The sequence below is a fragment of the Streptosporangium sp. 'caverna' genome, assembly GCF_003203775.1.
In the GTDB taxonomy this organism is placed as follows: Bacteria; Actinomycetota; Actinomycetes; order Streptosporangiales; family Streptosporangiaceae; genus Streptosporangium; species Streptosporangium subroseum.
In genome coordinates this window covers 9,764,537-9,784,106 of the sequence record NZ_CP029711.1, presented here as the reverse complement: position 1 = coordinate 9,784,106, position 19,570 = coordinate 9,764,537, and the positions used below count along the sequence as shown (strand labels likewise).

Below are 19,570 nucleotides of genomic sequence, written 5' to 3'. Positions count from 1 at the left end.
CCGGCGTCAGGTCCGGTCAGCGGCGATCACTGAGATAAGAGTGTCAGCCAAGGAGGTCAGCTATGGTCCTCGTTGCGGTGCACAATGCAGGCATGCTTGAAACGTCTGCTCGGTTGCTCCGGCTGTTGTCGTTTTTGCAGCAACACCGGGACTGGTCCGGTCCGCAGCTGGCCGACCGGTTGGGGGTGACGGTGCGCACCGTGCGCCGTGACGTCGATCGGCTGCGCGAGCTCGGTTACCCGGTGCACGCCACGATCGGGAACATCGGCGGGTACCGGCTGGGCGCCGGGGCCGCCATGCCGCCGCTGCTGCTCGACGACGAGGAGGCCGTCGCGGTCGTGGTGGGATTGCGCACCGCGGCGAACGGCACGGTGGCCGGGATCGAAGAGACGTCGGTGCGGGTCCTGGCGAAACTGGAACAGATCCTGCCTCCGCGATTGCGGTACCGGGTCTCGGCGTTGGACGCGGCCACCGTGGCCCAGCACCGGCCGGGTGCGGTCGTCTCGGCTGAGGTGCTGACCACGATCGCCGCGGCCTGCCGCGACCACCAGCGGTTGCGCATGGACTACCGCAGCCACGACGGCACCGACACCACTCGTACGGTGGAGCCGCACAAGCTTGTCCACGCCGGGCGCCGCTGGTACCTGGTGGCCTACGATCTCAACCGGGCGGATTGGCGGACCTTCCGGGTCGACCGGCTGCGGCCGCGGACCCCGGCCGGTCCACGGTTCAGCCCACGCGAGCCGCCTGCCGACGACATCGGCGAGTACGCGTCCTGGGCGGTGGGTGTCGATCGGTATCGCTACCAGGCGCGATTCACCATGTATGCCCCTGCGGCACAGGTGGTCGAGCGGGTACCGGCCGACGCGGGGGTGGTCGAAGCGGTCGACGAGCGCAGCTGCGTCCTGCGGGCCGGCTCGAACTCCCTGGACGGGCTCGCCCTGCACGTGACCCTGCTCGGCTTCGACTTCACCGTCCACGAGCCGGCCGAGCTCGTCGAGCACTTCCGGACGCTGCACGCGCGCATCGGTCACGCGCTCGGCGCATCAGCCGAGGGCGGCCCGCCGACCGGATGACCGGCGGGCCCTGCCGGGGCGCGTGAGCAGTCCCGCCAGACAGGGAACCCCGACCGGTCTGCGGCGCGCTGCCTGTTCAGGAGAAGTCGGCCGCGCGGTCGGCGGCCCACTGCGCGAAGGTACGGGCCGGGCGGCCGGTGAGCCGCTCGACGGTGTCGTACACCTGCGCGGGATGGCCGACCGACTGCTCCCACTGCTCGAACAAGGTGTCCAGGACGAACGGCGGCATGAAGCGGCCCATCTGCTCGCGGGCGACCTCGGGGGTCAGCTCCTGGTAGACCAGCGGACGGCCGAGCGCCTGGCCGATCAGGGCGACCTGCTCGGCCGCGGTGAGGGACTGCGGGCCGCTGAGCGCGTACACCTGGCCGGCGTGGCCGTCCTGGGTCAGCGCGACGACGGCGACCTCGGCGAGGTCGACCTCGTGGATCGGCGCGCTGGTGGCGCCGGCGTAGGGTGCGCGGACCACGTCACCGGCGCGGATCTGCCCCGCCCAGGGCAGGGCGTTGGTGGCCATGTGCGCCGAACGCAGGAGCGTCCAGGCCGGCTCGGCGGCGCGCAGCGCCTGCTCGATCTCGGCGTGGTAGGCCGCGATCGGGTTGGCCTGCTCGGCGGCGGTGTCGTCGACTCCGTTGGACGACAGCAGGACGACGCGTTCGACCCCGGCCCGCTGTGCCGCTTGGGCGAAGGCCGGCCCGCTGCCGGGCACCGCGAACAGGAACACGCCGCTGACGCCGTAGAGTGCCGCAGCGAGGGTGTCCGGTCGTGACAGGTCGCCCTCCACCACCTCGACATCAGCCGGCAGGTTCGCCCGCTGCGGATCCCGCACCAGCGCCCGCACCTTCTCACCACGGGCAAGCAGTCGCTCGACGACGTTGCGTCCGACGTTGCCGGTGGCGCCGGTGACCAGAAACATGCTCACTCCACGAGATACCCAAGGGACGGGACCTGTTGTCCGCTGCCCTGTTGATGACGACTCTGTCACCCAAGCAGGACAGGTTCAGTCCTCGTTGATCCATGACGTGGCGTCACCCGGATCTTTCTGCGAGAAGATCTCCACGCGCCATCCGCCGACCCGAATATGACAAGGCCGTCACGCTCGCTCGGGAACCGGGAACCTCCGAGGCGTCGCGGTCACCCTGATGGTCGACGAGCGCAGGCGGCTCGGCCGGGGTCTTGAGCCGGCAAGAGCACGCGCGGTTTGAGGCCTGGCCGGATGATGGTGACCAGGACGTCGAGGTTGACAGGACCGACCATCGGCGCACCTCACGATGCAAGATCGTTCTAGGTCGGCCGGGCGCACACTCGAAAGATCCTCGGCGTGACCGTCGACGACACCGCAGAGCCGGTCAACGTGTAGGTGCGTCGATGGTGTCTTCAGGCCCCGCCGGTCCGCTGTAGTCGGTGGCGGCATAAACCTGCAGGAGCCTCTCGACTCCATGCAGGAAGGTCTCGCAGACCAGCGCCGGGTCGAACAGGCAGCCGGCGGCCATGGCGCCGTCGCGCATCATCACGAAGTGGCGGCCGGCAGGCTCGGCGCCTGTCTCCCGCATCTTGGCCAGCAGTTCCGTGACGGTTTCCAGGAACCATTGGCGGTGGGCGAGCACGGCCTTGCGCACCGGGGACTCGGGGTCGGGATACTCGGCGGCGGCGTTGAGGAAGGCGCATCCCCGGAAGCCGGGGGACTGGATGCCCTGGGCGATGGACGTGCTGAGGGCTTGGATGGTGCCGGCGGCCGGGAGTCCGGCGGCGACGGCCTCGTCCGCCTGGCTCCGCATGGCCCGGTCGACCTCGTTCAGGTAGGCGAGGACAAGGTCTTCCTTGCCGGGGAAGTGCCGGTAGAGGGTGGCCCGCGTCACCTGCGCTTCCGTGACGATGCGATCGATGCCGACGGCGTGGAGGCCCTCCGCGTAGAAGAGCCGGGTGGCCGTGTTGAGCAGCCGGGATCGCGCTTCGGACGGCCGGCCTTCGGATTGGCTGCGCATGCCGCCATCTTAGCGAGTAGAACGTTCGGTCTTGACAGCCCACACGATAAATTGCCATGCTGTGGCGCGATAGAACGTTCGGTCTCGCGGGAGGAGTTGTTCCAGTGGCTCGTGTACGCAAGTACGCACCACCCCGCTGTCCATCGGTACGGCCGTGGTCACTCGCGGTCGGTCTGTCGGCGGTCTCGGCGTCCGCGGCGCGGACCTCGGTCTCCCCGGCCTTCGTGAAGCCTCCTCGCCCGCTTTCATGGTCGGCCATGCCCACCTGATCGAGAAGGCCGGCCGCGGGACGCGCTGAACCGCTCCCCTCGTCACTCATCCACTGAAAGGATCATCATGAGCACTATCGCTGCTTCGCCCGATATTTCCAGGACCGCGTCCGCACTGCGGCGGCTGTACTTCGTCCGGTTCGCGTTCGCCATCGTCTGGGCCCTCGTGATGTTCACGACCGCCTCGAAACTGGGTCCGCTCGCGGTCACTCTGCTCGTGCTCTACCCGCTGTTCGACGTGGCCGCCGCCATCGTCGACGCCCGCGCGTCGCGCACCACCGGATCACCTGCCCTGCTGTACGTGAACATCGCGGTCAGTCTGATCACCGCCATCGGCGTGGCCATCGCCTGCGCGTCCGGTATCCCGGCGGTGCTGCGCGTGTGGGGCGCTTGGGCGGTCGTGGCCGGGCTGGTCCAGCTGATCGTGGGTGTCACCCGCCGCAAGATGGGCGGCCAGTGGCCGATGATCATCAGCGGCGGCATCTCCGTACTCGCCGGTGCATCGTTCATCATCGGTGCCTCCGCGGACAACCCGACGCTGACCAACGCGGCCGGCTATGCCATCCCCGGTGGCATCTTCTTCCTCATCTCGGCCCTCCGTCTCGGCCGCGCCGCAAAGGGAAACTGACATGGACGGCAACACCTACGACGTCGTCGTCTTCGGGGGCCGGCCCGGTCGGGGAGAACGTCGCCGACCCGGCATCTACTGTCGATCTTGATGGAACCCGCCTCGGCTGGCGCGGCGGCAGAGGGCCGTACCGGCAGCTCGACAAAGTGCCACAGCTGCCCGTGGCTAGGAGCGGCCGTCGGCCAAGGCGGGGCGTTGGTGCAGAATGCTCCGCATGACTAAGACAGTGAACCTGCCTGACGGTACCGCGCTGCCGTTGATCGGTTTTGGGACCTGGCAGCTGCAGCCCGAGGCGGCGTACGAGTCGGTGCGTGCGGCGCTTGAGATCGGTTACCGGCATGTCGACACCGCGACCCTGTATCAGAACGAGTCGGACGTCGGCAGAGCCGTCAAAGACAGCGGCCTGGACCGGGAGCAGGTCTTCATCACCACCAAGCTCCGCCCGCAGGACGCGCGGCATGCCCGCCGTACCCTGGAGTCGAGTCTTCGGCTGCTCGGCACCGACTACCTGGATCTCTGGCTGATCCACTGGCCGACGGACCAGGACGAGCTCGTCTCGACGTGGCAGGAGTTGTTGTCCGCCAAGGACGCCGGGCTGGTCCGCAACGTCGGGGTCAGCAACTACAGCCCGGAACTGATCGACCTGCTGACCAAGGCCACCGGACGGCAGCCGGCGGTCAACCAGATTCCGTGGAGCCCGGCGCAGCACGACCCGGCCCTGCTGGAGGAGCACCGCCGCCGAGGCGTGGTCGTCGAGGGCTACAGCGGCCTCAAGAACACCGACCTGAACGACCCGGTCCTCACCGGGATCGCCCAGAGGCACGGAGTCACTCCCGCCCAGGTCGTCCTGCGCTGGCATCTGGAACACGACATCGTGATCTTGCCCAGGTCCTCCCGCCGGGAACGCGTCGCCACCAACTTCGACCTGCAAGGCTTCGACCTCACAGCCGAAGACGTCGCCGCGATCGACGCCCTCACCCAAGCCGGCTGACCGAATACGGCGGGCGAACCCCGCGCGAAGACAATTCGCTGCGGGGCGCCCGCGGACAGGGCAGATGCCGGAGCCGGATTGCGGTCGTTCGTGTAGATCAGGCGCCGGCGTGAACGTGGGCGGCTCACAGGGAAGACCAGAGCAGACCCATTGACCGACCGCCCAGCTTGCGGCATGACCTGACGTTCCACCGGGAGCCGCCTACGCTGGGGCTGTGTCCGACGATAACGGAAGCCGGCCGGCCCGCGTCGAGGACGTGCACGAGCTGGCTCTGGCCATGCCGCACGTCACCGTCGAGTACGGGACCGGCGACAATCCGGTCTACCAAGTGGGCGGGAAGTCGTTCGTCTTCTTTCGCACCCCACGGCCGGACGCGGTCGACCCTGACACCGGGGAGCGCTATGCGGATGTGATCGTCTTCTGGGTTGAGTCCGAGGCGGACAAGCAGGCACTGGTTCAGGACGAGGCGTCGCAGTTCTTCACCACCGCGCACTTCGATGGTCACCCGTCGGTGCTGCTGCGGGCCAGTCGGATCGGTGAGCTCACCCGGAACGAGCTGGCCGAGGTGGTCCAGGACGCCTGGCTGTCCCGTGCATCAGCGCGCAGAGCGGCGGTCTGGCTCCGCGCACGTCACCCGGCATGATCACACCTCACCTCCTTGTGCTGTACCCGCTGATCAAGGGCCGTTCTGACGGCGGCGGCTCCCTCGCGTCACGAGGGAGCCGCCGCGATCAGGCCCGGACGGGAGTGTCCACAGCGGTCCGAAGGCGCGGAAGGCAGATCACCGCGGCAATACCCAAAAGGATCAACAGGATGGGCAGCGCCGTCTGCTGCCACGGCCACGCCGGGCCGTCCAGTCGCAGGCCGTCGGTCGGCAGTTCCATGGTCTCAGCGGTCCAGCGGGCGGTGGCCACATCCGTTGTCCGGGCCAGGTCCCGCACGGCGTCGTTGTAGGCGAAGTCCTGTCCGGAGTGGACGTACACCGGCTCCAGACCGTCGGGGACCTGGCCCAGGCGAACGCCGGCTCCGGGCACGAGCAGGCGATCCAGGTCCGGGGCCGCGCCAGCGAGATCGGCGCGGGGCAGGAATGTCAGTCCATGCCGTGACCGGATCGGGCCGCCGTCCGCGCTCACGGCCAACGTCCGGTCTGCGAGCGACTTGTCGTGCGTTTCGAACACCGACGCCAGGTCGATTTCGCCGACGCCCGGCGTCAGCATCACGCCGACGGTCGGCGGCGCCCACGTCCAACCCGCGTTGACGATCGCGGCCGGGGCGGGCATGGCGATGCCGGTCACGACCGGCGGCGTGTTGCCGTAGTACCGCCAGCCCACGGCCTTGGCCGCGTTCGCCGCCACCGTCGAACCGGCCAGGCGCTCGATCATGTGCAGGGTTCCGTCGATGCCGGACAACACGCCCGCGGTCGTGACGACGGTACCGCTGTCGACGAAACGCTTGCCGTGCACCCAGTTCACCGCGGGATAGTCCGACTCGAACGAGCCGATCCGCATCCAGTGCGCGGTCGCGGGCCGGCCGTCGAGCAGACCCGCCGAGGCGAGGACACCGGCGCCGTTGCACACGCTCAGCAACAGCGTGCCGCGGCTCACCTGATCACGCAGCCACGTCGTGACCGGCCCGGTACTGGGCTCGCCGACGTCCGGTATCGCCGGGATGACCGCGAGCGTCGGCGCGGCACCGCCGGTGAGTTCGGCGAGATCCGCGAAGCTCAGATCCGGCACCAGGTCCAGACCACCGGTCAACGGCAGCGGGCGCCTTCGCGACGCGACGGTGTAGACGTTGAACCGGCCCGAGGCGACCAGGATCTCGTATGGGGCAAGGGCATCCGACACGACGGCCCCGTTGTCGCCGATCACCACGACCGCGGTCGGTTTGGCGGGGTCGAAGGCCGGGGAGGTGGCGGCGGGAACGGGCCGGTCCGGCCCGGGTGCGTACTGGGCGTCGAACGTGGCGAAGGCGGAGATCGCCCCGCCCGCCACCGGAATCAGGAGAACCGCGATCACCGCGAGCGCGCGGCGCAGGAAGGTGCGCATCGAAACCTCAGTGCCAGTAGTGGTCGCGGCGCCACACCATGGCGGCCAGCATGAGCGGGAACATGATCACGTGCCCGGCCATCATCAACCCCATGGCGGACAGTGCCCCGAGCCAGAACGGCACCAGCAAGACGAGGAACGGTAAGTACATCGTGGCCGCCATCTCACCGATCCGCGCCCACGAATGCCTGTGCAAGACCATCGCCATGGTCATTCCGATGGTCATGTTGGTCGCCATGACGAGCGCGTCGACCTCCGGCCGCGCCAGCCAGGCGTCCGGCCACAGCGGCGCCAGCACGAACATCCCGGCGAGCATGGCGATCACCATCTCGACGTAGTGCCAGACGAACCGGCCCAGCTTGCGACTCGTACTTCGGGTGGTTTCCACGGTCGTCATGACGTCCCCTTGGATTCGGCATCGACTGATACCGACAAGAGTCGCCGCCGGCCGCCGTCCTGCCATGTGCCGAAGGTCATGCCCGAGGTCATGAGGCGGTCATGACCCGGGCGGAAACGGTCAGAGCAAACCGAGTGACCGTGCGCGTAATGCGGCTTGGGTGCGGTCGCGGGCGTTCAGTTTTGACAGGACGTTGGTGACGTGGTTTTTCACGGTGCCCTCGGCCAGGTAAAGCGTTGCGGCGATTTCGCGGTTGCTGTGGCCGGTGGCGAGGAGGCGGAGGACTTCGAGTTCGCGGTCGGACAGCGGCACGACCAATGGCTGCGGTTCCGGGGCGCTGGTCGAGGGCAGGCGGACGAACTGGGCGACCACCTTCGCGGCGACGGACGGCTGCAACACCGACTCGCCGCGGGCGGCGGCCAGGACGGCCTCGATCAGCTGAGCCGAGGAGACGTCCTTGAGCAGGTAGCCCAAAGCTCCAGCGCGAAGGGCGGCGAACACGTCCTCGTCGTCGTCGAACGTCGTCAGCGCGACGATGCCGATGCCGGGGTGGTCGGTACGCAGGCGACGGGTCGCGGCGACGCCGTCCAGGACGGGCATGCGCAGATCCATCAGGACGACGTCCGGGGTGAGCTCGGCGGCCCGGCGGATCGCCTCGTCGCCGTTGCCCGCCTCGCCGACGACCTCGATGGCGTCGTGCGTGGCCAGGAGGGTGGCCAGGGCTTCGCGGAACAGAGCCTGGTCGTCGACCAACAGGACGCGGACCGGACTCATCCGGGAACCTCCATGCTCAAGGTGTAGCCCGCGCCCGATGCCGACTCGACGCTCAACCGTCCGCCCAGATGCTCGGCGCGTTCCCGGAGCCCGACCAGGCCGAAACCGGACGCAGACGTCGAAGCGGAGCCGGCGCCGTCGTCGCGGATGGCCAGCCGGACGGCGGTGTCAGCGTAGTCCAGGACCAAGTCGGCACGGGTTGCCTGGGCGTGCTTGCGGACGTTGGTCAGACCCTCTTGCGCCGCACGGAACAAGGCCTCGCGCGTCTCGTCGGGCAACGGTCGTTGCTCGCCGGATATCGCGACGCTGGTGGTCACGCCCGCGGCGGATGTCAGCTCGGCCAACGCCTGCAAGGCGTCAGGCAGGGGAGGGGTTTCGCGTGGTTCGCGCAATGTGCGGACCGAGCGGCGTACCTCGGCGAGTGCGGCCTCGGCCTGGTCCTGGGCCTTGGCGAGTACCTCGTCGGCCTTGGCGGTGTCGGTCATCAGGACCGCACGGGCGGCCTTGACCTGCATCTGGACGACGGTGAGCGAGTGCCCGAGTCCATCGTGGATGTCGCGTGCGACCCGGTTTCGTTCCTGCACGGTTGCGAGCCGCTCCACCTGCGCGGCGTAGTCACGCAACTGCTCATGCGCCTCGGCTAGTTCGACACGGGCGCGTTGTTCGCGTTGTAGCAACTCCGTCACGATCGCGGCGAACACCGCGGTGACAAGCATTCCAAGCCCTTCCCGCAGCCCTTCGCCCCACGACATGCCGAGGTGGACGAACGGGACCAGCCCGACCACGACCGCCGTCGCGGCGATCGGCAACCGCAGCAGCACGCACTGGCTGACCAGCACAACGAGCAGAAGCGTCGCGGCGACCCCCGCGTTCAGTGAGAACACGACGAACGCGATCGGCAGCTGCACGGCCACGTACCCGAACGACCAGGTCAGCTGATTGCGCGCACGTACCCGCGAGAAGCCGAAGGTGACCAATGCGGTGAACACCGCGCCGAGCACAAGCGACGGCAGGGACTCTCCAGATGCGACGACCCCGATCAGCAGCGTGAGCAGCGCGCCGAAGGTCAGCGCGGCCAGAGCCCTGTTCATGCGCTCACTGTGGACCGTCCGGTGGCGCACGGTCAACCTACGGTGGAAACGCGCAATGATCTTAGTCTCCTCGCCGAGGTTGGCCCCGGCTCGCTCCTTCAAGCGCCGCGGCCTGCACAGCACCTGTCGGCCGAGAGCCGTGCATAAGATGATCTCCTGCCTCCGGAGACCGATTGACCCGCTAATGCGCTGACATGCGATGATCTGCCGATGTCCCACAACACAAGGCAGCGTCGGCTTGCCGCTCTGCAGGCCTGCGACCGAATCCTTTCCGGCACCCGGCCCATGACCATGAGGGACCGGTTCGCAGACATGGACGCAGGCGGTGATCTGGATGGTCAGCCTGACTTCTACGGTGACGGTCCGGTGACCACGCTGGAAGAACGCGTGGCAGACCTACTGGGAACCGAGGCCGCCGTCTTCTTCCCCACCGGCACGATGGCCCAGCAGGTCGCGCTGCGCTATGGCGCTGACCGCAGCGGGCACCCGACGGTCGCTCTCCACCCGCTCGGCCACCTGGAGGTGCACGAACGGCATGCCTACGCCCATCTGAGCGGCCTGCGCAGTACCTGGCCGACCACCGCGCCCCGCAACCCCACCGCCGACGAGATCACCGCGCTCGCCGAACCCGTGAGCACCGTCGTCGTCGAACTCCCGCTGCGCGACGCCGGCTTCGTCCTCCCCTCCTGGAGCGAACTCGCCGCCATATCCGGCGCGGCGCGCGCCATCGGTGCACGCGTACACTTCGACGGCGCCCGGATCTGGGAGTCCACCCCGTACCTGGCGCACACCCTCGGCGAGATCGCCGACCTCGCCGACAGCACCTACGTCTCGTTCTACAAGACGATCGGCGGCATCAGCGGTGCGGCGCTCGCGGGCACCACGCAGCTCGCCTCCTACGCCCGCATCTGGCGGCACCGCTACGGCGGCGAGGTGTTCCAGCAGTGGCCGGCCGCCCTGACCGCACTCGCCGGTCTCAACAGGGAGCTGCCGCGCATCCCCGATTACGTACGGCACGCGAGGACGGTCGCTGCGGCACTCACCGCGCTTCCCGGGGCGCGGGTGTATCCAGAACCTCCGCATACCCATCGATTCCGTCTCTGGCTGCCCCACCCGGCGCAAGCACTCAACGACGCGGCGCTGGCACTCGCCGAAGAGGAGAAGGTGTGGTTCGTCGCCGGCTGGCAGGAAACAGACGTACCGGGCATGGCGATGACCGAGATCACCGTCGCCACGCCCGCTCTCGAGTGGACCACCGAGGACATCACCGAGATCGGTGAACGCTTCCTCAGCCGCGTCGTCGATCACTGACCTCCAGGTGCATGCCACAGCGGTGCTCGGCGAACTCGCGCATCTGCGCCGCGGCCGACACGTCGATCACCTACCGGCGACCGCTGGCGGATTGGCCCCAATACTGACGCGCTCACCTTGGCATGAGCGGACGTAGCGGCTCCCTCTTGAGCCTACGGGCACGGACGATGAGGAATCGATGCACGATCCCTTGGCCGGCCGTCAAGCATCAGGCGGGAAAGAGCACATCGACAAACACGGCACCGAGAAGGACGGTCGGATCTTCCGCACGAGCAAGGGGCAGTCCTTCTCCTCCTCGGCCTACTCCTCCGTCTGGCAGGAAGCCCGGCGGCTGGCATTCACCGTCGAACAGATCGCTTCTCCGCTGGCAGCCCGGCCGTATGACCTGCGGCACGCGGCGGTTTCCCTCTGGCTGAACGCGGGTGTCCCAGCGACCGAGGTGGCCCAACGTGCCGGACATGGCGTCGACGTGCTTCTCCTTGTCCATGCGAAGTGCATCGAGGGGCAACGAACTCGCGTGAACGGGCAGATCACCAAAGCCCTGGAGACGTAAGACTTACCGCGCACCCTGGGATGGATGGAGCAGCCGGATCCATCGATCCGGCTGCTCCTATCGTTGAGGCATGCAAGAAGTCCTCACGTATCAAGATCATCTTTTCGTCAACTTCAGTGATTTTCACTTCGAGGGGCACGGTTACCGCTGGGTCGACATCAAGCGCTTCGGCTTGCCCCGGCCGGACACCGATGATGCTCACCTGCTGGCGGAACTGATCGGACATGAACAGTACCGAGACGACTATGCCGGAGGAGGAGTGGATATCGACGGAGTCCGTCACGGCCCTTACTGGCTGCGAAACCTGAGCCCGACCGCATATGCGCACGTCGACGAGGTGGATGCGAAGGCCATATTTCGCAGGTGGGCAGAGCAGTATGGCGAACTTCCCACGGTTCTGTCCGCTCGGCTGGAGCGTGAGGTTCATCCACTGATCTCAGGAGCCACGGGAAGACATCAGCTTAAAAATATAGGTCGTGAGGCATTTCATGACTGGGGTGGAATTCATGACGAGTTCCACGAACTGATCCTCATCGACCGCGTCGCCGAGACCTTGTCGCTCCTGGTTGCCGCAGACGACTGAATACGAGTCGCAGCCATCTTCCTGCTTTTCAGCGGTCTACGACTTCACGCAGGCGCCCGGAAGCGGGCCGTTGAAGATCTCCGGAGTCAGGACGACACCGGTCAGTCGAGCGGCGAGGAGCAACAGCTCGGTGAACCCGGGCGCATCGGCCTCAGTGTCACTTTCCTCGATGTCGATATCCGGATCGAATCCTGATGCGCGCATCTCCTCGACGAACCGATCAGGATCGTTCCCCTGGCGGTGGCCCGGCCCCGCGGGATCGAAGGAGGCTACTACCTCCCCGTCGGCCAAGTACTCGAATCGGCTCCAGGCGTTGATGTTCTCGAAGATCATGATTGCTTCTGTTCCTGCCGAAACGGCGTCCATGATCTTCGGGTCGACCAGTCGCTCGTCGGACACCTCGATGATGACGGTCCATTCGCCGCACTGCCATGCGCGTACGGCTTCGGGTAGTGGGCAATCGTCGCTGGTGTACAGGTGGATGTCATCCTCACTCGCACCCAGCCGGCGCAGTGCCTCGACCTCATCGACTCCCCGAATGAAGGTCAGACTGCACGCATCACCTAAAACGCTGATGTCGTATAACCATGCGACGTCAGCGTGATTTACCTCGACCATCGCCATCCTCGTTCTACGTCTTGTCTTCAGTGACCTGGAAGTTACTTGGTCAGGACGCCCGCTTGCCGGCGTTGGCCCACCTTGCCCTCCAGGCCAGAACGATAAAGGTGACGGTGAGGATGAGGCAGGCCGCGAGGATCGGGTTGACATAGGGCGGTACGAGTTCGGTGCTGGATCCGTTGTGATGCGGGTCACACCCCATAACGTGAACTCACGACGTGCGTGCGGGCGAAAGCTGGCGAACCAATGCGCAGGGACGGGAGCACCATGTGATCGCCGAAGAATCCGGCAGGGCCGACGACGCCGAGCTGATACGGCGCTCGGAGCACACCCCGGAGGCCTTCGCCGACCTCTTCGACCGGCACGCGCCCGCGTTGCGGCGTTATGTCGCCCGGCGGCTGGGACCATCCCTGGCCGACGACATCGTCTCCGACGCCTTCCTGGCCGCCTTCCGGCGCCGCAACCGTTACGACGCGAGTCACCCTGACGCACGGCCTTGGCTGTACGGAATCGCCGCCCGGCTCATCAGCCGGCATCGGCGAGTGGAGATCCGATTCTACCGGGCGCTGGTCCGCAGCGGCGTCGACGAGATCGCCGTGCCGTACACCGAGCGCGTCGACGACCGAATCGCCGCGCAGCAGGCCGGACTGGCGGCGGCGCTGGCGGGGCTGTCACCCGGTGACCGGGAGGTGCTGTTACTCGTGGCCTGGGCCGACATGTCGTACGAGGACGTTGCCCGTGCGCTGGACATCCCGGTCGGCACCGTCAGATCCCGCCTGCACCGGGCCAGGGCCAGGACGCGCCAGGCGCTCGGCGGATCCAACCCCGCGGTGACCAGAGAGGAGTCTTTCGATGGATGACCTGCGATCACTGCGCGAGTGGCGCGCCGAGGTCCCCGAGCCGGGCCAGGAATGGATCATCCCGGAGCGACGGCGGTTGCTGACGCGGATGCGGGGGCGCGGGCAGGCGCTGAGGCGCCGCCTGCTCGTCGTTGGAGCATTGGGGGCCGCCACCGTGCTCGCCGTGGCCATCCTGCGGCCGGAATCGCCCGCCTCGGGGCCGACGAACACACCGTCGGTCGTTCGGCTCGACTCCAGCGTGGTGCTGGCCCACGCCGCCGAGGTGGCGGGTGGGAGGGAGAGCGCCCATGTGCCCCTGCCGACGCAGTGGCACTACACCAAGATTCTGGACAAACAGCCGAACTCGGACACGGTCAAGGCCCGCGAAGAATGGATGCGCTACGACGGCAAACAGCGCGCCGTCTTCGGCCGGGACGGCAAGTTGGTCATCCGTGACATCCCCCCGGACCCGGGCGACGACGACCTGTCGCCGCAGCAGTACGACGCCAAGCTCCGCGCATTGCCGACCGACCCGAGGAAGCTGCTGGCCAAGGTCACAGGTGATCGCCACTGGATCAAGGGGGCACATGAGGAAGGCGTCCCCAAGAGCGTCGCACCGGACGACGCCCGTGCCTACAGCGTGATCATGCTCTACCTGAGCAGGTACGGCTCGATGCCACCGCGGCTGGAGGCGGCCATGTTCCGCGCCCTGGCGCTCATTCCCGGTGTCCACATCGAGCAGGGCGTGTGGGACGCCGCGGGCCGCAGCGGTCTGGGCGTCTGGCGGGAGGGAGACTTTGACACACCCGAGCGCCGCTACGACATCCTCGACCCGGTCACCTACCGCTACCTGGGCCGTCAGATGCTCTGGCTGCGCGACTACCTCAGGCCCGGCGACAGCGAGCCCATGCTTCGCAAGGGCGCGGTGTGGAACACGGCCCTGCTGTCGTCGGTGATCGTCGATCGTCCCGGCTTGCGGGACTGAGCGCTCACCGTACGGGCGGGAAGCCGGCGAGGTACGACGTCGCCATGTCTCGTCGCCGTGCCCCCTGGGCTTCGGCCCGGCGGGACCGTTCTTCCTCGCCCCGGAATGGAGGTTGCCCCTCCTTTCCGGGGCAAGATCGTTCGTCCTCGGCCTCGCCTGCGGGAGCTCCATCTGACCCAGTCCTCCGAGCGGCGGGGCCTGGGGGCTTTGTCGAGGAGAGAACCAACGCAGTTAGAGGCCATCCGACGGCCGCCTTCTGGGTGGACCGTCGACGGCATTGGCGAATGGGAACGCGACCACCTGCCACGGCTCGCCTTCATGGAGGCGATGCGGACCGAGCTCGCGGTCGGCGACACGCTCATGCACTTCGACCCCCGCTTCGACGACATCCTCATCAGCCCATGCGGCACGGCACATCTCGTCGACTGGAGGCGCGCCTGTATCGGCCCTGCCTGAGGTGACCTGGTCTGCTTGCTGCTGCAGCCCGATCTAGGTGACGTCGATCCCGAGGAGATCTTCGTTGGACACCCGGTCGGCGAGGCCGCCGAACCGGAAAAGGTCGACGCGTTCCTTGTCGCGTTGGCCCGCTACTGGACCCACACGGCATCCCTTCCGGGACTGGCGCATGCCCCGCACCTGCGCGACCGGCGCGAGTACTCACGACGAGCGACGATCGGATGGCTCTAGCACCGCTGGACCGGCAGAAGCGGATGTTCAGCGCCGTCAGGGCGGACAGTCTGTTGCGCGTGGCGGCGATCGCAACCCGCGACGCTTACGCGGCCTGCCCGTTCACCTCGAGCGTGACGCCTGGCTTCTCGGCCCAGAAGGCGAGCAGTCCGGCGATCTCCTCCACCCGCGGGAACGGCTCCGAGTAGGACCAGACCACGTCCTCGACCACACCGTCACCGATCTGAACCGACCAGTAGGCGGCGTCGCCCTTGAACGGGCAGTGCGACGTCGTTGTCGATGATCTGAGTATGTCCATCTTCACGTCCGCCGACGGCAGGTAGTACCGCGGCGGACACCCCGTCTCGGTGAGCACGATCGACCGGGAGGAGGTCGCGACGACCACGTCCTTGACTCGCACCACGACCTGATCCGATACAGGCGTGACCTCGATTTCATGTCCTCGTGTGTTCATAGACCGATCCCATCAAACATCCCCCGTGGCCGCCAGCGTAACGCTTCGCGGCAGTTGAGGACGCTCTGGCGTCGGTAGCCAGCACAACTCAGGGGGTCGTATCGCCGAGATCAACCAACCCGGCGATCGCGAAGCGAGAGGCTACGATGGACGCCGTGAGCGAAGCCGACTCGTACGACGAGACGATCGCAGCGTGGCAAGCCGCCGGGGAAAGCGGTGACGTGCTGGCGGCCGCTCGGTGTCTGGCGGACGACGTAGAGGTGATTTCACCGCTGACCGCACAGTTCCGCTTCCGCGGCCGAGATCAAGTCGTTGAGATGCTGGGCGCCGCATTCGATGTCATCAGCGGCATCCGCTTCCATACGGCGGTCGGCACCGGTCATACCCGTGCGTTGTTCTACCACGCCCATGCTGGTCGGGAGGCAATCGAGGAAGCCCAGCTCCTGCGGCTTGACCCAGCCGGCCTGATCCATGAACTGACCCTGTTCGGTCGCCCAATGCCCGGCCTTGCTGCGGTCATGGCCGACATCGGCCCCCGGCTACTTCAGCGGCAGGGCCGCCCGGGGCTCGCCAGAGTCGTCAACCTGGCGACCAGGCCGCTGGCGGTCATTACCCGTCTCGGCGAGCGACGGCTCGTTCCGCTCGCTGATCCAGATCGCGTCAAGCCAAGATGGCCCAGGAACCAATGACCTGGTGACGCTGCTGTCCGCTGCTGCGTTGCCGGGCCGGACGGCCTGGGCGTAGGCCCCACTGGGTATGCCTCGATACCGGTGCCGCACTTGGCGTGAGCGCACCCATAGCGGCATGAGCGGACGTTTCACGCCGCTTCGCAGGTCGCACCCCCGCTCGCGGCTCGGCCGTACGACCTGCGCCACGCGGCCGTGTCCCTGTGGCTGAATGCCGGGGTCCCGGCAACCGAGGTGGCCAAGCGGGCCGGGCACAGTGTTGATGTGCTCCTGAGGGTCTATGCCAAGTGCCTCGATGGCCAACAGGCTCGTGCCAACAGCAAGATTGACGAGGCACTCGACTGAAGTCGGAACACGAAGAGACCCGGAGCGGGGTAGGCATTCCCCCTCCGGGTCTCTTGCCGGTTGTAGGAGGTCACGACGTCGGTTGCACGGTCGTGCAGTCGTGATGCTGGTGGCTGGTTCCCGATCGTGGTGTGCGGTCGGTGGCGGCCTTTTCGCAGGGCAGTGATTCGGTGTGTCGACCTTCGATGTTCAACGGCGCGTCATCGCATGCTCCCCTCGTAATCGCTGTGTTCGAGGGCCTGGCGGAAAAGCAGAGCGAGGAGGAGTGCGACTGCGACCAAGGCGCCACTGGCCCAGACGGGTCCCCGTTCGGCCAACCACGTGCTCAACGTGGCGGCGGCGATGACGGGACCGGCGGTAGCCCCGACGTTGAGGGCAGCGGTGGCGTAGGAGCCTGCCATGGTCGGCGCTCCTGCGGCCTCATACAGCACGCGTGCGATCAGCGTGCTCCCGAGTCCGAAGGAGAGCGCACCCTGGGTGAATGCAAGGATCAGCAGAGCGATCGGATTGAACGCGACGAGGCCGAGGGCGACCCAGCCGCCGAGCAGCAACGGCCCGCCGACTGCGACGACGACACCGGGCCGCTGATCGGACAACCGCCCGGCGACGGTGACGCCGACGAAGGACCCCAGGCCGAACAGCACCAGCACGGCAGAGACCCACAGCGGATCCAGCCCAGCGACATCGGTGACGATCGGAGCGAGGAAGGTGAAGGTGCCGAACGTCGCGGCATTCACCAGCGCGCCCAGCAGCAGGACCAGGATCAGTCGTGGACGCTGTAGTTCGGTGAGCTCCTGACGTAGATCCGGGCCTGCCGGCCCGTTCGGTTGTTCTGTCTTGGCGGGAATGCCACGCACTATGCCGAGCGCCGAGGGTAGGCACAACACCGCCATCCCCCAGAAGGTGGCGCGCCAGTCGAGCAGTGTCCCCAGCAAGGCACCCCCGGGAACCCCTGCGATGGTGGCGACCGTGGTGCCCGCCAGCAGGACGGCCAGGGCCCGGCCCTTCCGGTCGGAAGGGACCAGTTCAGCGGCTGCGGTGAGCGCGACCGCCAGAAAGCCGGCATTGGCAAGCGCCGCGATGACTCGGGTGGCGAGCAGAACTGTGAAGCTGCCGGTGCAGGCGCCGAGGACGTGTGCGGCCAGAAACAGGCCGAGAAAGCCCAGCAGGCTGGATCGCCGTGGCCACCGGCGCGCGAGTCCCGCCATGAGCGGGGCACCGACGACCATTCCGATGGCGAAGGCCGATGTGAGCAGTCCCGCCGTCGAAACCGGAACGCCGAAGTCTGCGGCGATGTCCGGCAGCAGGCCGGCGAGCATGAACTCTGAGGTGCCCATGGCGAAGAGCGCCACGGCAAGCAGATAGAGAGGTAGAGGCATCGAGAAACTCCGAGGTGATGAGAGATCAGATGAAACGTCTCGTCACCGCGGTCAGCGGCCCAACTACTCCTGTCATCTGCCACCACCGTGCAGCAGAACAGGACCATTCAGTGGTTCAGGGGGCTGACGGGTGACCGAAAGCCCCCACCTTGGATGCCTCTGGGCTCGACATGGCAAGCACGATACTCAGTCGAACCACTCGGTGCACATTGGTTTTCCTCCCGGCTACGAGCCATTCGAGCGCGTCACCAACGTCCTGGCTCAACAGCCGGTCAGGCATCGTCATCGTCATCGTCGTGTCTGTCGCCGAACGGCGCCCTCACCCATTCGACCAGGTGAGGGATCAGCTCTAGCAGCCATTTCCTCCGGCTATCGGGATAGACCGGCCACAGGACGATGCCCGGGAGGAAGGCGATCACCAATGCCGAGTCCACGAACCGTGCTGCCGGTCAGCCTCATGCCACGCACATAGGCATATGGCTAGAGCGGTCACGCGGTCCCTTGCGCCGGTGACTCCGGTGTGTCAGCTGCGAATTGGCACTCCCACTCCCGGCGTTCTCGCTCCTGCTCGGCGAAGTCGTCGGCGGTGTTCGGGACGAATCCGAGGAACTCGAGCGGGTCGTCGTCCGGATCGAGGGTCGCGAAGCCTGCTTCGTCCAGGCGGCCGCGCATCCAGTCGAGGAGGGTCTCGGTGAGAGTACCGGGCAGCGGAGAGCCCTGGTCATCGTGGCGCGGGAAGACGATGACCGGCCATTGGTCGGGGTCTCCCTGGGTCAGCCATCCGAGCTGGTCGCCGTCGATGGAGTCGGCGAACGCCAGGAAGCCTCCGGGCTCCGGCCAGACGGCCAGTGGGAAGTTCTCAGGGAACGATTCTCGGAGGTCACGGTAGCCGTCGCTGACCGTGGACGCCGTCTGGATGAGACCGTACTGTTCGCCGCGCAAGGGTGCGACGAACCGCATCCAGCCGCTGAAGCAGCCGGTTCCGTAGACCTCCATCAGCTCGACGTATTCGGAGGGCAGCCGCGTGCCGAGGGCCGCGAACACCTCTTCCCAGGTGAGCTCGCCTAGGTAGGGGGCTTCGGGCGGCGGGGCAAGGAGGCGGAGAGCGGCGAGGCCGGCTCCCTCGGTGAGTGCGGCCCGGCGCTCGTTTTCCGGGCCCCGTTCGGGTGACTTCTCGGGTGGGGTCCAGGGCGTGGCCGCCCGCAGGAAGCGGGTCCTGCGCGCAATCGGCGGAAGCGGGCCGAGCATCTGGCCGCTCGGCAGAGAGATCCCCTCGCTGAGGATGAGCGTCAGGGTCTCGAGCAGGGGGGTGTTGAGGGTGAGCCAGGGGTTGTCGCCCTTGAGGGCGGAGTCCTGTTCGAAGACCACGACGGGCCATCGGTCCGGATCCTTGGACACGGAGGTGTCCCAGAACAGGTAAGAGCTGCGTCGCGTACTTCCCCAGGCGAGCAGCCCACCTTCCAAGGGGTGGAAGGGTGGCGGCGCGTGCGGCGGTACGTCTCGGGCGGCGATGCGGCAGTGGCGATGCGTCTGCTTCAACCAGTCGACGTAGTCAAAGGCGTCGAGCCGGTTGAACTCGTACTCCTGAACGCATGGCGTGTATAGCCAGACGAAGTCGCCGATGTCGAGCGGGCCATAGGCGGCGAGAGCCTTGTAGTCCGAGGGCAGCGCGATGCCGATGTGAGACTCCACTACCTCCCAATCAACCTCGATCGGGTCGGCTTCCACCCGAGAAAGGAGGCCGAGGTAAGCATTCGCGTCCATGACTGGTGATTTTGCCATTGCCATACGATCTCTCGGGAAGGTCATCGCTCGAGAGCACTGCTCACCGGATACCGACCGGCAGCAAAAGCACGGCAGGGTCCTGCCGTGCC

Annotated in this window: 22 protein-coding genes; 12 read left to right on the top strand and 10 right to left on the bottom strand. The window is 67.2% G+C overall.

Features of this window, described 5'->3' with window-relative positions:
• The first annotated feature begins 92 nt into the window (after positions 1–92).
• On the top strand, positions 93–1,076 hold the full coding sequence (locus DKM19_RS42105) for a YafY family protein (protein WP_110706368.1): 984 nt from the start codon (positions 93–95) through the stop codon (positions 1,074–1,076).
• Between the two features lie 76 nt (positions 1,077–1,152).
• Here the strand turns inward: DKM19_RS42105 and DKM19_RS42100 are convergent, their stop codons facing one another.
• Both DKM19_RS42100 and DKM19_RS52845 read right to left on the bottom strand, forming a co-directional pair.
• Positions 1,153–1,989 (bottom strand): NAD(P)H-binding protein, encoded by an 837-nt coding sequence (locus DKM19_RS42100; protein WP_110703938.1) that lies wholly within the window; start codon positions 1,987–1,989, stop codon positions 1,153–1,155.
• Between the two features lie 433 nt (positions 1,990–2,422).
• Positions 2,423–3,058: a TetR/AcrR family transcriptional regulator gene (locus DKM19_RS52845; RefSeq protein WP_110703936.1), complete on the bottom strand. Its 636-nt coding sequence runs from the start codon at positions 3,056–3,058 to the stop codon at positions 2,423–2,425.
• 336 nt (positions 3,059–3,394) lie between these two features.
• On the opposite strand from DKM19_RS52845, the gene DKM19_RS42090 reads away from it, so the two are divergent.
• The 3 genes from DKM19_RS42090 (at position 3,395) to DKM19_RS42080 (ending at position 5,589) form a co-directional block, all read left to right on the top strand.
• Positions 3,395–3,955, top strand: coding sequence for a hypothetical protein (locus DKM19_RS42090; RefSeq protein WP_110703934.1), 561 nt, complete (start codon positions 3,395–3,397; stop codon positions 3,953–3,955).
• A 214-nt stretch (positions 3,956–4,169) separates the two neighbouring features.
• The gene (locus DKM19_RS42085; RefSeq protein WP_204358456.1) at positions 4,170–4,946 is read left to right on the top strand and encodes an aldo/keto reductase; all 777 of its coding nucleotides are present in this window, start codon (positions 4,170–4,172) and stop codon (positions 4,944–4,946) included.
• 214 nt (positions 4,947–5,160) lie between these two features.
• Positions 5,161–5,589, top strand: coding sequence for an MmcQ/YjbR family DNA-binding protein (locus DKM19_RS42080; RefSeq protein ID WP_239513889.1), 429 nt, complete (start codon positions 5,161–5,163; stop codon positions 5,587–5,589).
• An 88-nt stretch (positions 5,590–5,677) separates the two neighbouring features.
• On the opposite strand, the gene DKM19_RS42075 is transcribed toward DKM19_RS42080, so the two are convergent.
• From DKM19_RS42075 to DKM19_RS42060, 4 genes are all read right to left on the bottom strand, one after another.
• Positions 5,678–6,994, bottom strand: coding sequence for a DJ-1/PfpI family protein (locus DKM19_RS42075; protein WP_110703931.1), 1,317 nt, complete (start codon positions 6,992–6,994; stop codon positions 5,678–5,680).
• A gap of 7 nt (positions 6,995–7,001) precedes the next feature.
• A complete protein-coding gene (locus DKM19_RS42070) occupies positions 7,002–7,391 on the bottom strand; it encodes a hypothetical protein (RefSeq protein WP_110703929.1) in 390 nt (129 codons plus the stop codon).
• 120 nt (positions 7,392–7,511) lie between these two features.
• Positions 7,512–8,165 carry a response regulator transcription factor gene (locus DKM19_RS42065; RefSeq protein WP_110703927.1) on the bottom strand — a complete coding sequence of 218 codons (654 nt, stop codon included), beginning with the start codon at positions 8,163–8,165 and terminating at the stop codon, positions 7,512–7,514.
• Positions 8,162–9,358: a sensor histidine kinase gene (locus DKM19_RS42060; RefSeq protein WP_204358455.1), complete on the bottom strand. Its 1,197-nt coding sequence runs from the start codon at positions 9,356–9,358 to the stop codon at positions 8,162–8,164. Before DKM19_RS42060 ends, DKM19_RS42065 begins: the two co-directional genes overlap by 4 nt.
• A 108-nt stretch (positions 9,359–9,466) precedes the next feature.
• Between DKM19_RS42060 and DKM19_RS42055 the strand changes: the two genes are divergently transcribed.
• The 3 genes from DKM19_RS42055 to DKM19_RS42045 all read left to right on the top strand — a co-directional run bounded on the left by DKM19_RS42055 (position 9,467) and on the right by DKM19_RS42045 (position 11,703).
• Positions 9,467–10,567 carry a low specificity L-threonine aldolase gene (locus tag DKM19_RS42055; RefSeq protein WP_110703925.1) on the top strand — a complete coding sequence of 367 codons (1,101 nt, stop codon included), beginning with the start codon at positions 9,467–9,469 and terminating at the stop codon, positions 10,565–10,567.
• A gap of 178 nt (positions 10,568–10,745) precedes the next feature.
• Complete coding sequence (locus DKM19_RS42050) at positions 10,746–11,120, top strand: integrase (RefSeq protein ID WP_110703923.1); 375 nt, start codon at positions 10,746–10,748, stop codon at positions 11,118–11,120.
• 70 nt (positions 11,121–11,190) lie between these two features.
• Positions 11,191–11,703 (top strand): hypothetical protein, encoded by a 513-nt coding sequence (locus DKM19_RS42045; protein WP_110703921.1) that lies wholly within the window; start codon positions 11,191–11,193, stop codon positions 11,701–11,703.
• Positions 11,704–11,739: 36 nt separating this feature from the next.
• Here the strand turns inward: DKM19_RS42045 and DKM19_RS42040 are convergent, their stop codons facing one another.
• Positions 11,740–12,327: a DUF6461 domain-containing protein gene (locus DKM19_RS42040; RefSeq protein ID WP_162642169.1), complete on the bottom strand. Its 588-nt coding sequence runs from the start codon at positions 12,325–12,327 to the stop codon at positions 11,740–11,742.
• A 263-nt stretch (positions 12,328–12,590) separates the two neighbouring features.
• Between DKM19_RS42040 and DKM19_RS42035 the strand changes: the two genes are divergently transcribed.
• The 4 genes from DKM19_RS42035 (at position 12,591) to DKM19_RS42025 (ending at position 14,832) form a co-directional block, all read left to right on the top strand.
• Positions 12,591–13,181 (top strand): RNA polymerase sigma factor, encoded by a 591-nt coding sequence (locus DKM19_RS42035; RefSeq protein WP_110703917.1) that lies wholly within the window; start codon positions 12,591–12,593, stop codon positions 13,179–13,181.
• Complete coding sequence (locus tag DKM19_RS42030) at positions 13,174–14,145, top strand: CU044_5270 family protein (RefSeq protein ID WP_110703915.1); 972 nt, start codon at positions 13,174–13,176, stop codon at positions 14,143–14,145. Before DKM19_RS42035 ends, DKM19_RS42030 begins: the two co-directional genes overlap by 8 nt.
• Before the next feature lie 327 nt (positions 14,146–14,472).
• Positions 14,473–14,601, top strand: coding sequence for a hypothetical protein (locus tag DKM19_RS52660; protein WP_255415469.1), 129 nt, complete (start codon positions 14,473–14,475; stop codon positions 14,599–14,601).
• Between the two features lie 15 nt (positions 14,602–14,616).
• Positions 14,617–14,832 carry a hypothetical protein gene (locus DKM19_RS42025; protein ID WP_110703913.1) on the top strand — a complete coding sequence of 72 codons (216 nt, stop codon included), beginning with the start codon at positions 14,617–14,619 and terminating at the stop codon, positions 14,830–14,832.
• Positions 14,833–14,917: 85 nt separating this feature from the next.
• Here the strand turns inward: DKM19_RS42025 and DKM19_RS42020 are convergent, their stop codons facing one another.
• On the bottom strand, positions 14,918–15,235 hold the full coding sequence (locus tag DKM19_RS42020; RefSeq protein ID WP_162642167.1) for a DUF427 domain-containing protein: 318 nt from the start codon (positions 15,233–15,235) through the stop codon (positions 14,918–14,920).
• A 206-nt stretch (positions 15,236–15,441) separates the two neighbouring features.
• Here DKM19_RS42020 and DKM19_RS42015 point away from each other — a divergent pair, with 206 nt between their 5' ends.
• Positions 15,442–15,975 (top strand): nuclear transport factor 2 family protein, encoded by a 534-nt coding sequence (locus DKM19_RS42015; protein ID WP_162642165.1) that lies wholly within the window; start codon positions 15,442–15,444, stop codon positions 15,973–15,975.
• 542 nt (positions 15,976–16,517) lie between these two features.
• Here DKM19_RS42015 and DKM19_RS42005 read toward each other — a convergent pair.
• Both DKM19_RS42005 and DKM19_RS42000 read right to left on the bottom strand, forming a co-directional pair.
• Positions 16,518–17,696 carry a Cmx/CmrA family chloramphenicol efflux MFS transporter gene (locus tag DKM19_RS42005; RefSeq protein WP_110703907.1) on the bottom strand — a complete coding sequence of 393 codons (1,179 nt, stop codon included), beginning with the start codon at positions 17,694–17,696 and terminating at the stop codon, positions 16,518–16,520.
• Between the two features lie 489 nt (positions 17,697–18,185).
• Positions 18,186–19,388 carry an SMI1/KNR4 family protein gene (locus DKM19_RS42000; RefSeq protein WP_204358454.1) on the bottom strand — a complete coding sequence of 401 codons (1,203 nt, stop codon included), beginning with the start codon at positions 19,386–19,388 and terminating at the stop codon, positions 18,186–18,188.
• Between the last annotated feature and the right edge of the window lie 182 nt (positions 19,389–19,570).

Bases quoted from the DNA above. Each gene is read 5' to 3' on its own strand.
- DKM19_RS42005 (WP_110703907.1), bottom strand. From the start codon at position 17,696: ATGCCTCTACCTCTCTATCTGCTTGCCGTGGCGCTCTTCGCCATGGGC.
- DKM19_RS42055 (WP_110703925.1), top strand. From the start codon at position 9,467: ATGTCCCACAACACAAGGCAGCGTCGGCTTGCCGCTCTGCAGGCCTGC.
- DKM19_RS42040 (WP_162642169.1), bottom strand. From the start codon at position 12,327: ATGGCGATGGTCGAGGTAAATCACGCTGACGTCGCATGGTTATACGAC.
- DKM19_RS42105 (WP_110706368.1), top strand. From the start codon at position 93: ATGCTTGAAACGTCTGCTCGGTTGCTCCGGCTGTTGTCGTTTTTGCAG.
- DKM19_RS42070 (WP_110703929.1), bottom strand. From the start codon at position 7,391: ATGACGACCGTGGAAACCACCCGAAGTACGAGTCGCAAGCTGGGCCGG.
- DKM19_RS42065 (WP_110703927.1), bottom strand. From the start codon at position 8,165: ATGAGTCCGGTCCGCGTCCTGTTGGTCGACGACCAGGCTCTGTTCCGC.
- DKM19_RS42085 (WP_204358456.1), top strand. From the start codon at position 4,170: ATGACTAAGACAGTGAACCTGCCTGACGGTACCGCGCTGCCGTTGATC.
- DKM19_RS42030 (WP_110703915.1), top strand. From the start codon at position 13,174: ATGGATGACCTGCGATCACTGCGCGAGTGGCGCGCCGAGGTCCCCGAG.
- DKM19_RS52660 (WP_255415469.1), top strand. From the start codon at position 14,473: ATGCGGACCGAGCTCGCGGTCGGCGACACGCTCATGCACTTCGACCCC.
- DKM19_RS42050 (WP_110703923.1), top strand. From the start codon at position 10,746: ATGCACGATCCCTTGGCCGGCCGTCAAGCATCAGGCGGGAAAGAGCAC.
- DKM19_RS42090 (WP_110703934.1), top strand. From the start codon at position 3,395: ATGAGCACTATCGCTGCTTCGCCCGATATTTCCAGGACCGCGTCCGCA.
- DKM19_RS42045 (WP_110703921.1), top strand. From the start codon at position 11,191: ATGCAAGAAGTCCTCACGTATCAAGATCATCTTTTCGTCAACTTCAGT.
- DKM19_RS42075 (WP_110703931.1), bottom strand. From the start codon at position 6,994: ATGCGCACCTTCCTGCGCCGCGCGCTCGCGGTGATCGCGGTTCTCCTG.
- DKM19_RS42100 (WP_110703938.1), bottom strand. From the start codon at position 1,989: ATGTTTCTGGTCACCGGCGCCACCGGCAACGTCGGACGCAACGTCGTC.
- DKM19_RS52845 (WP_110703936.1), bottom strand. From the start codon at position 3,058: ATGCGCAGCCAATCCGAAGGCCGGCCGTCCGAAGCGCGATCCCGGCTG.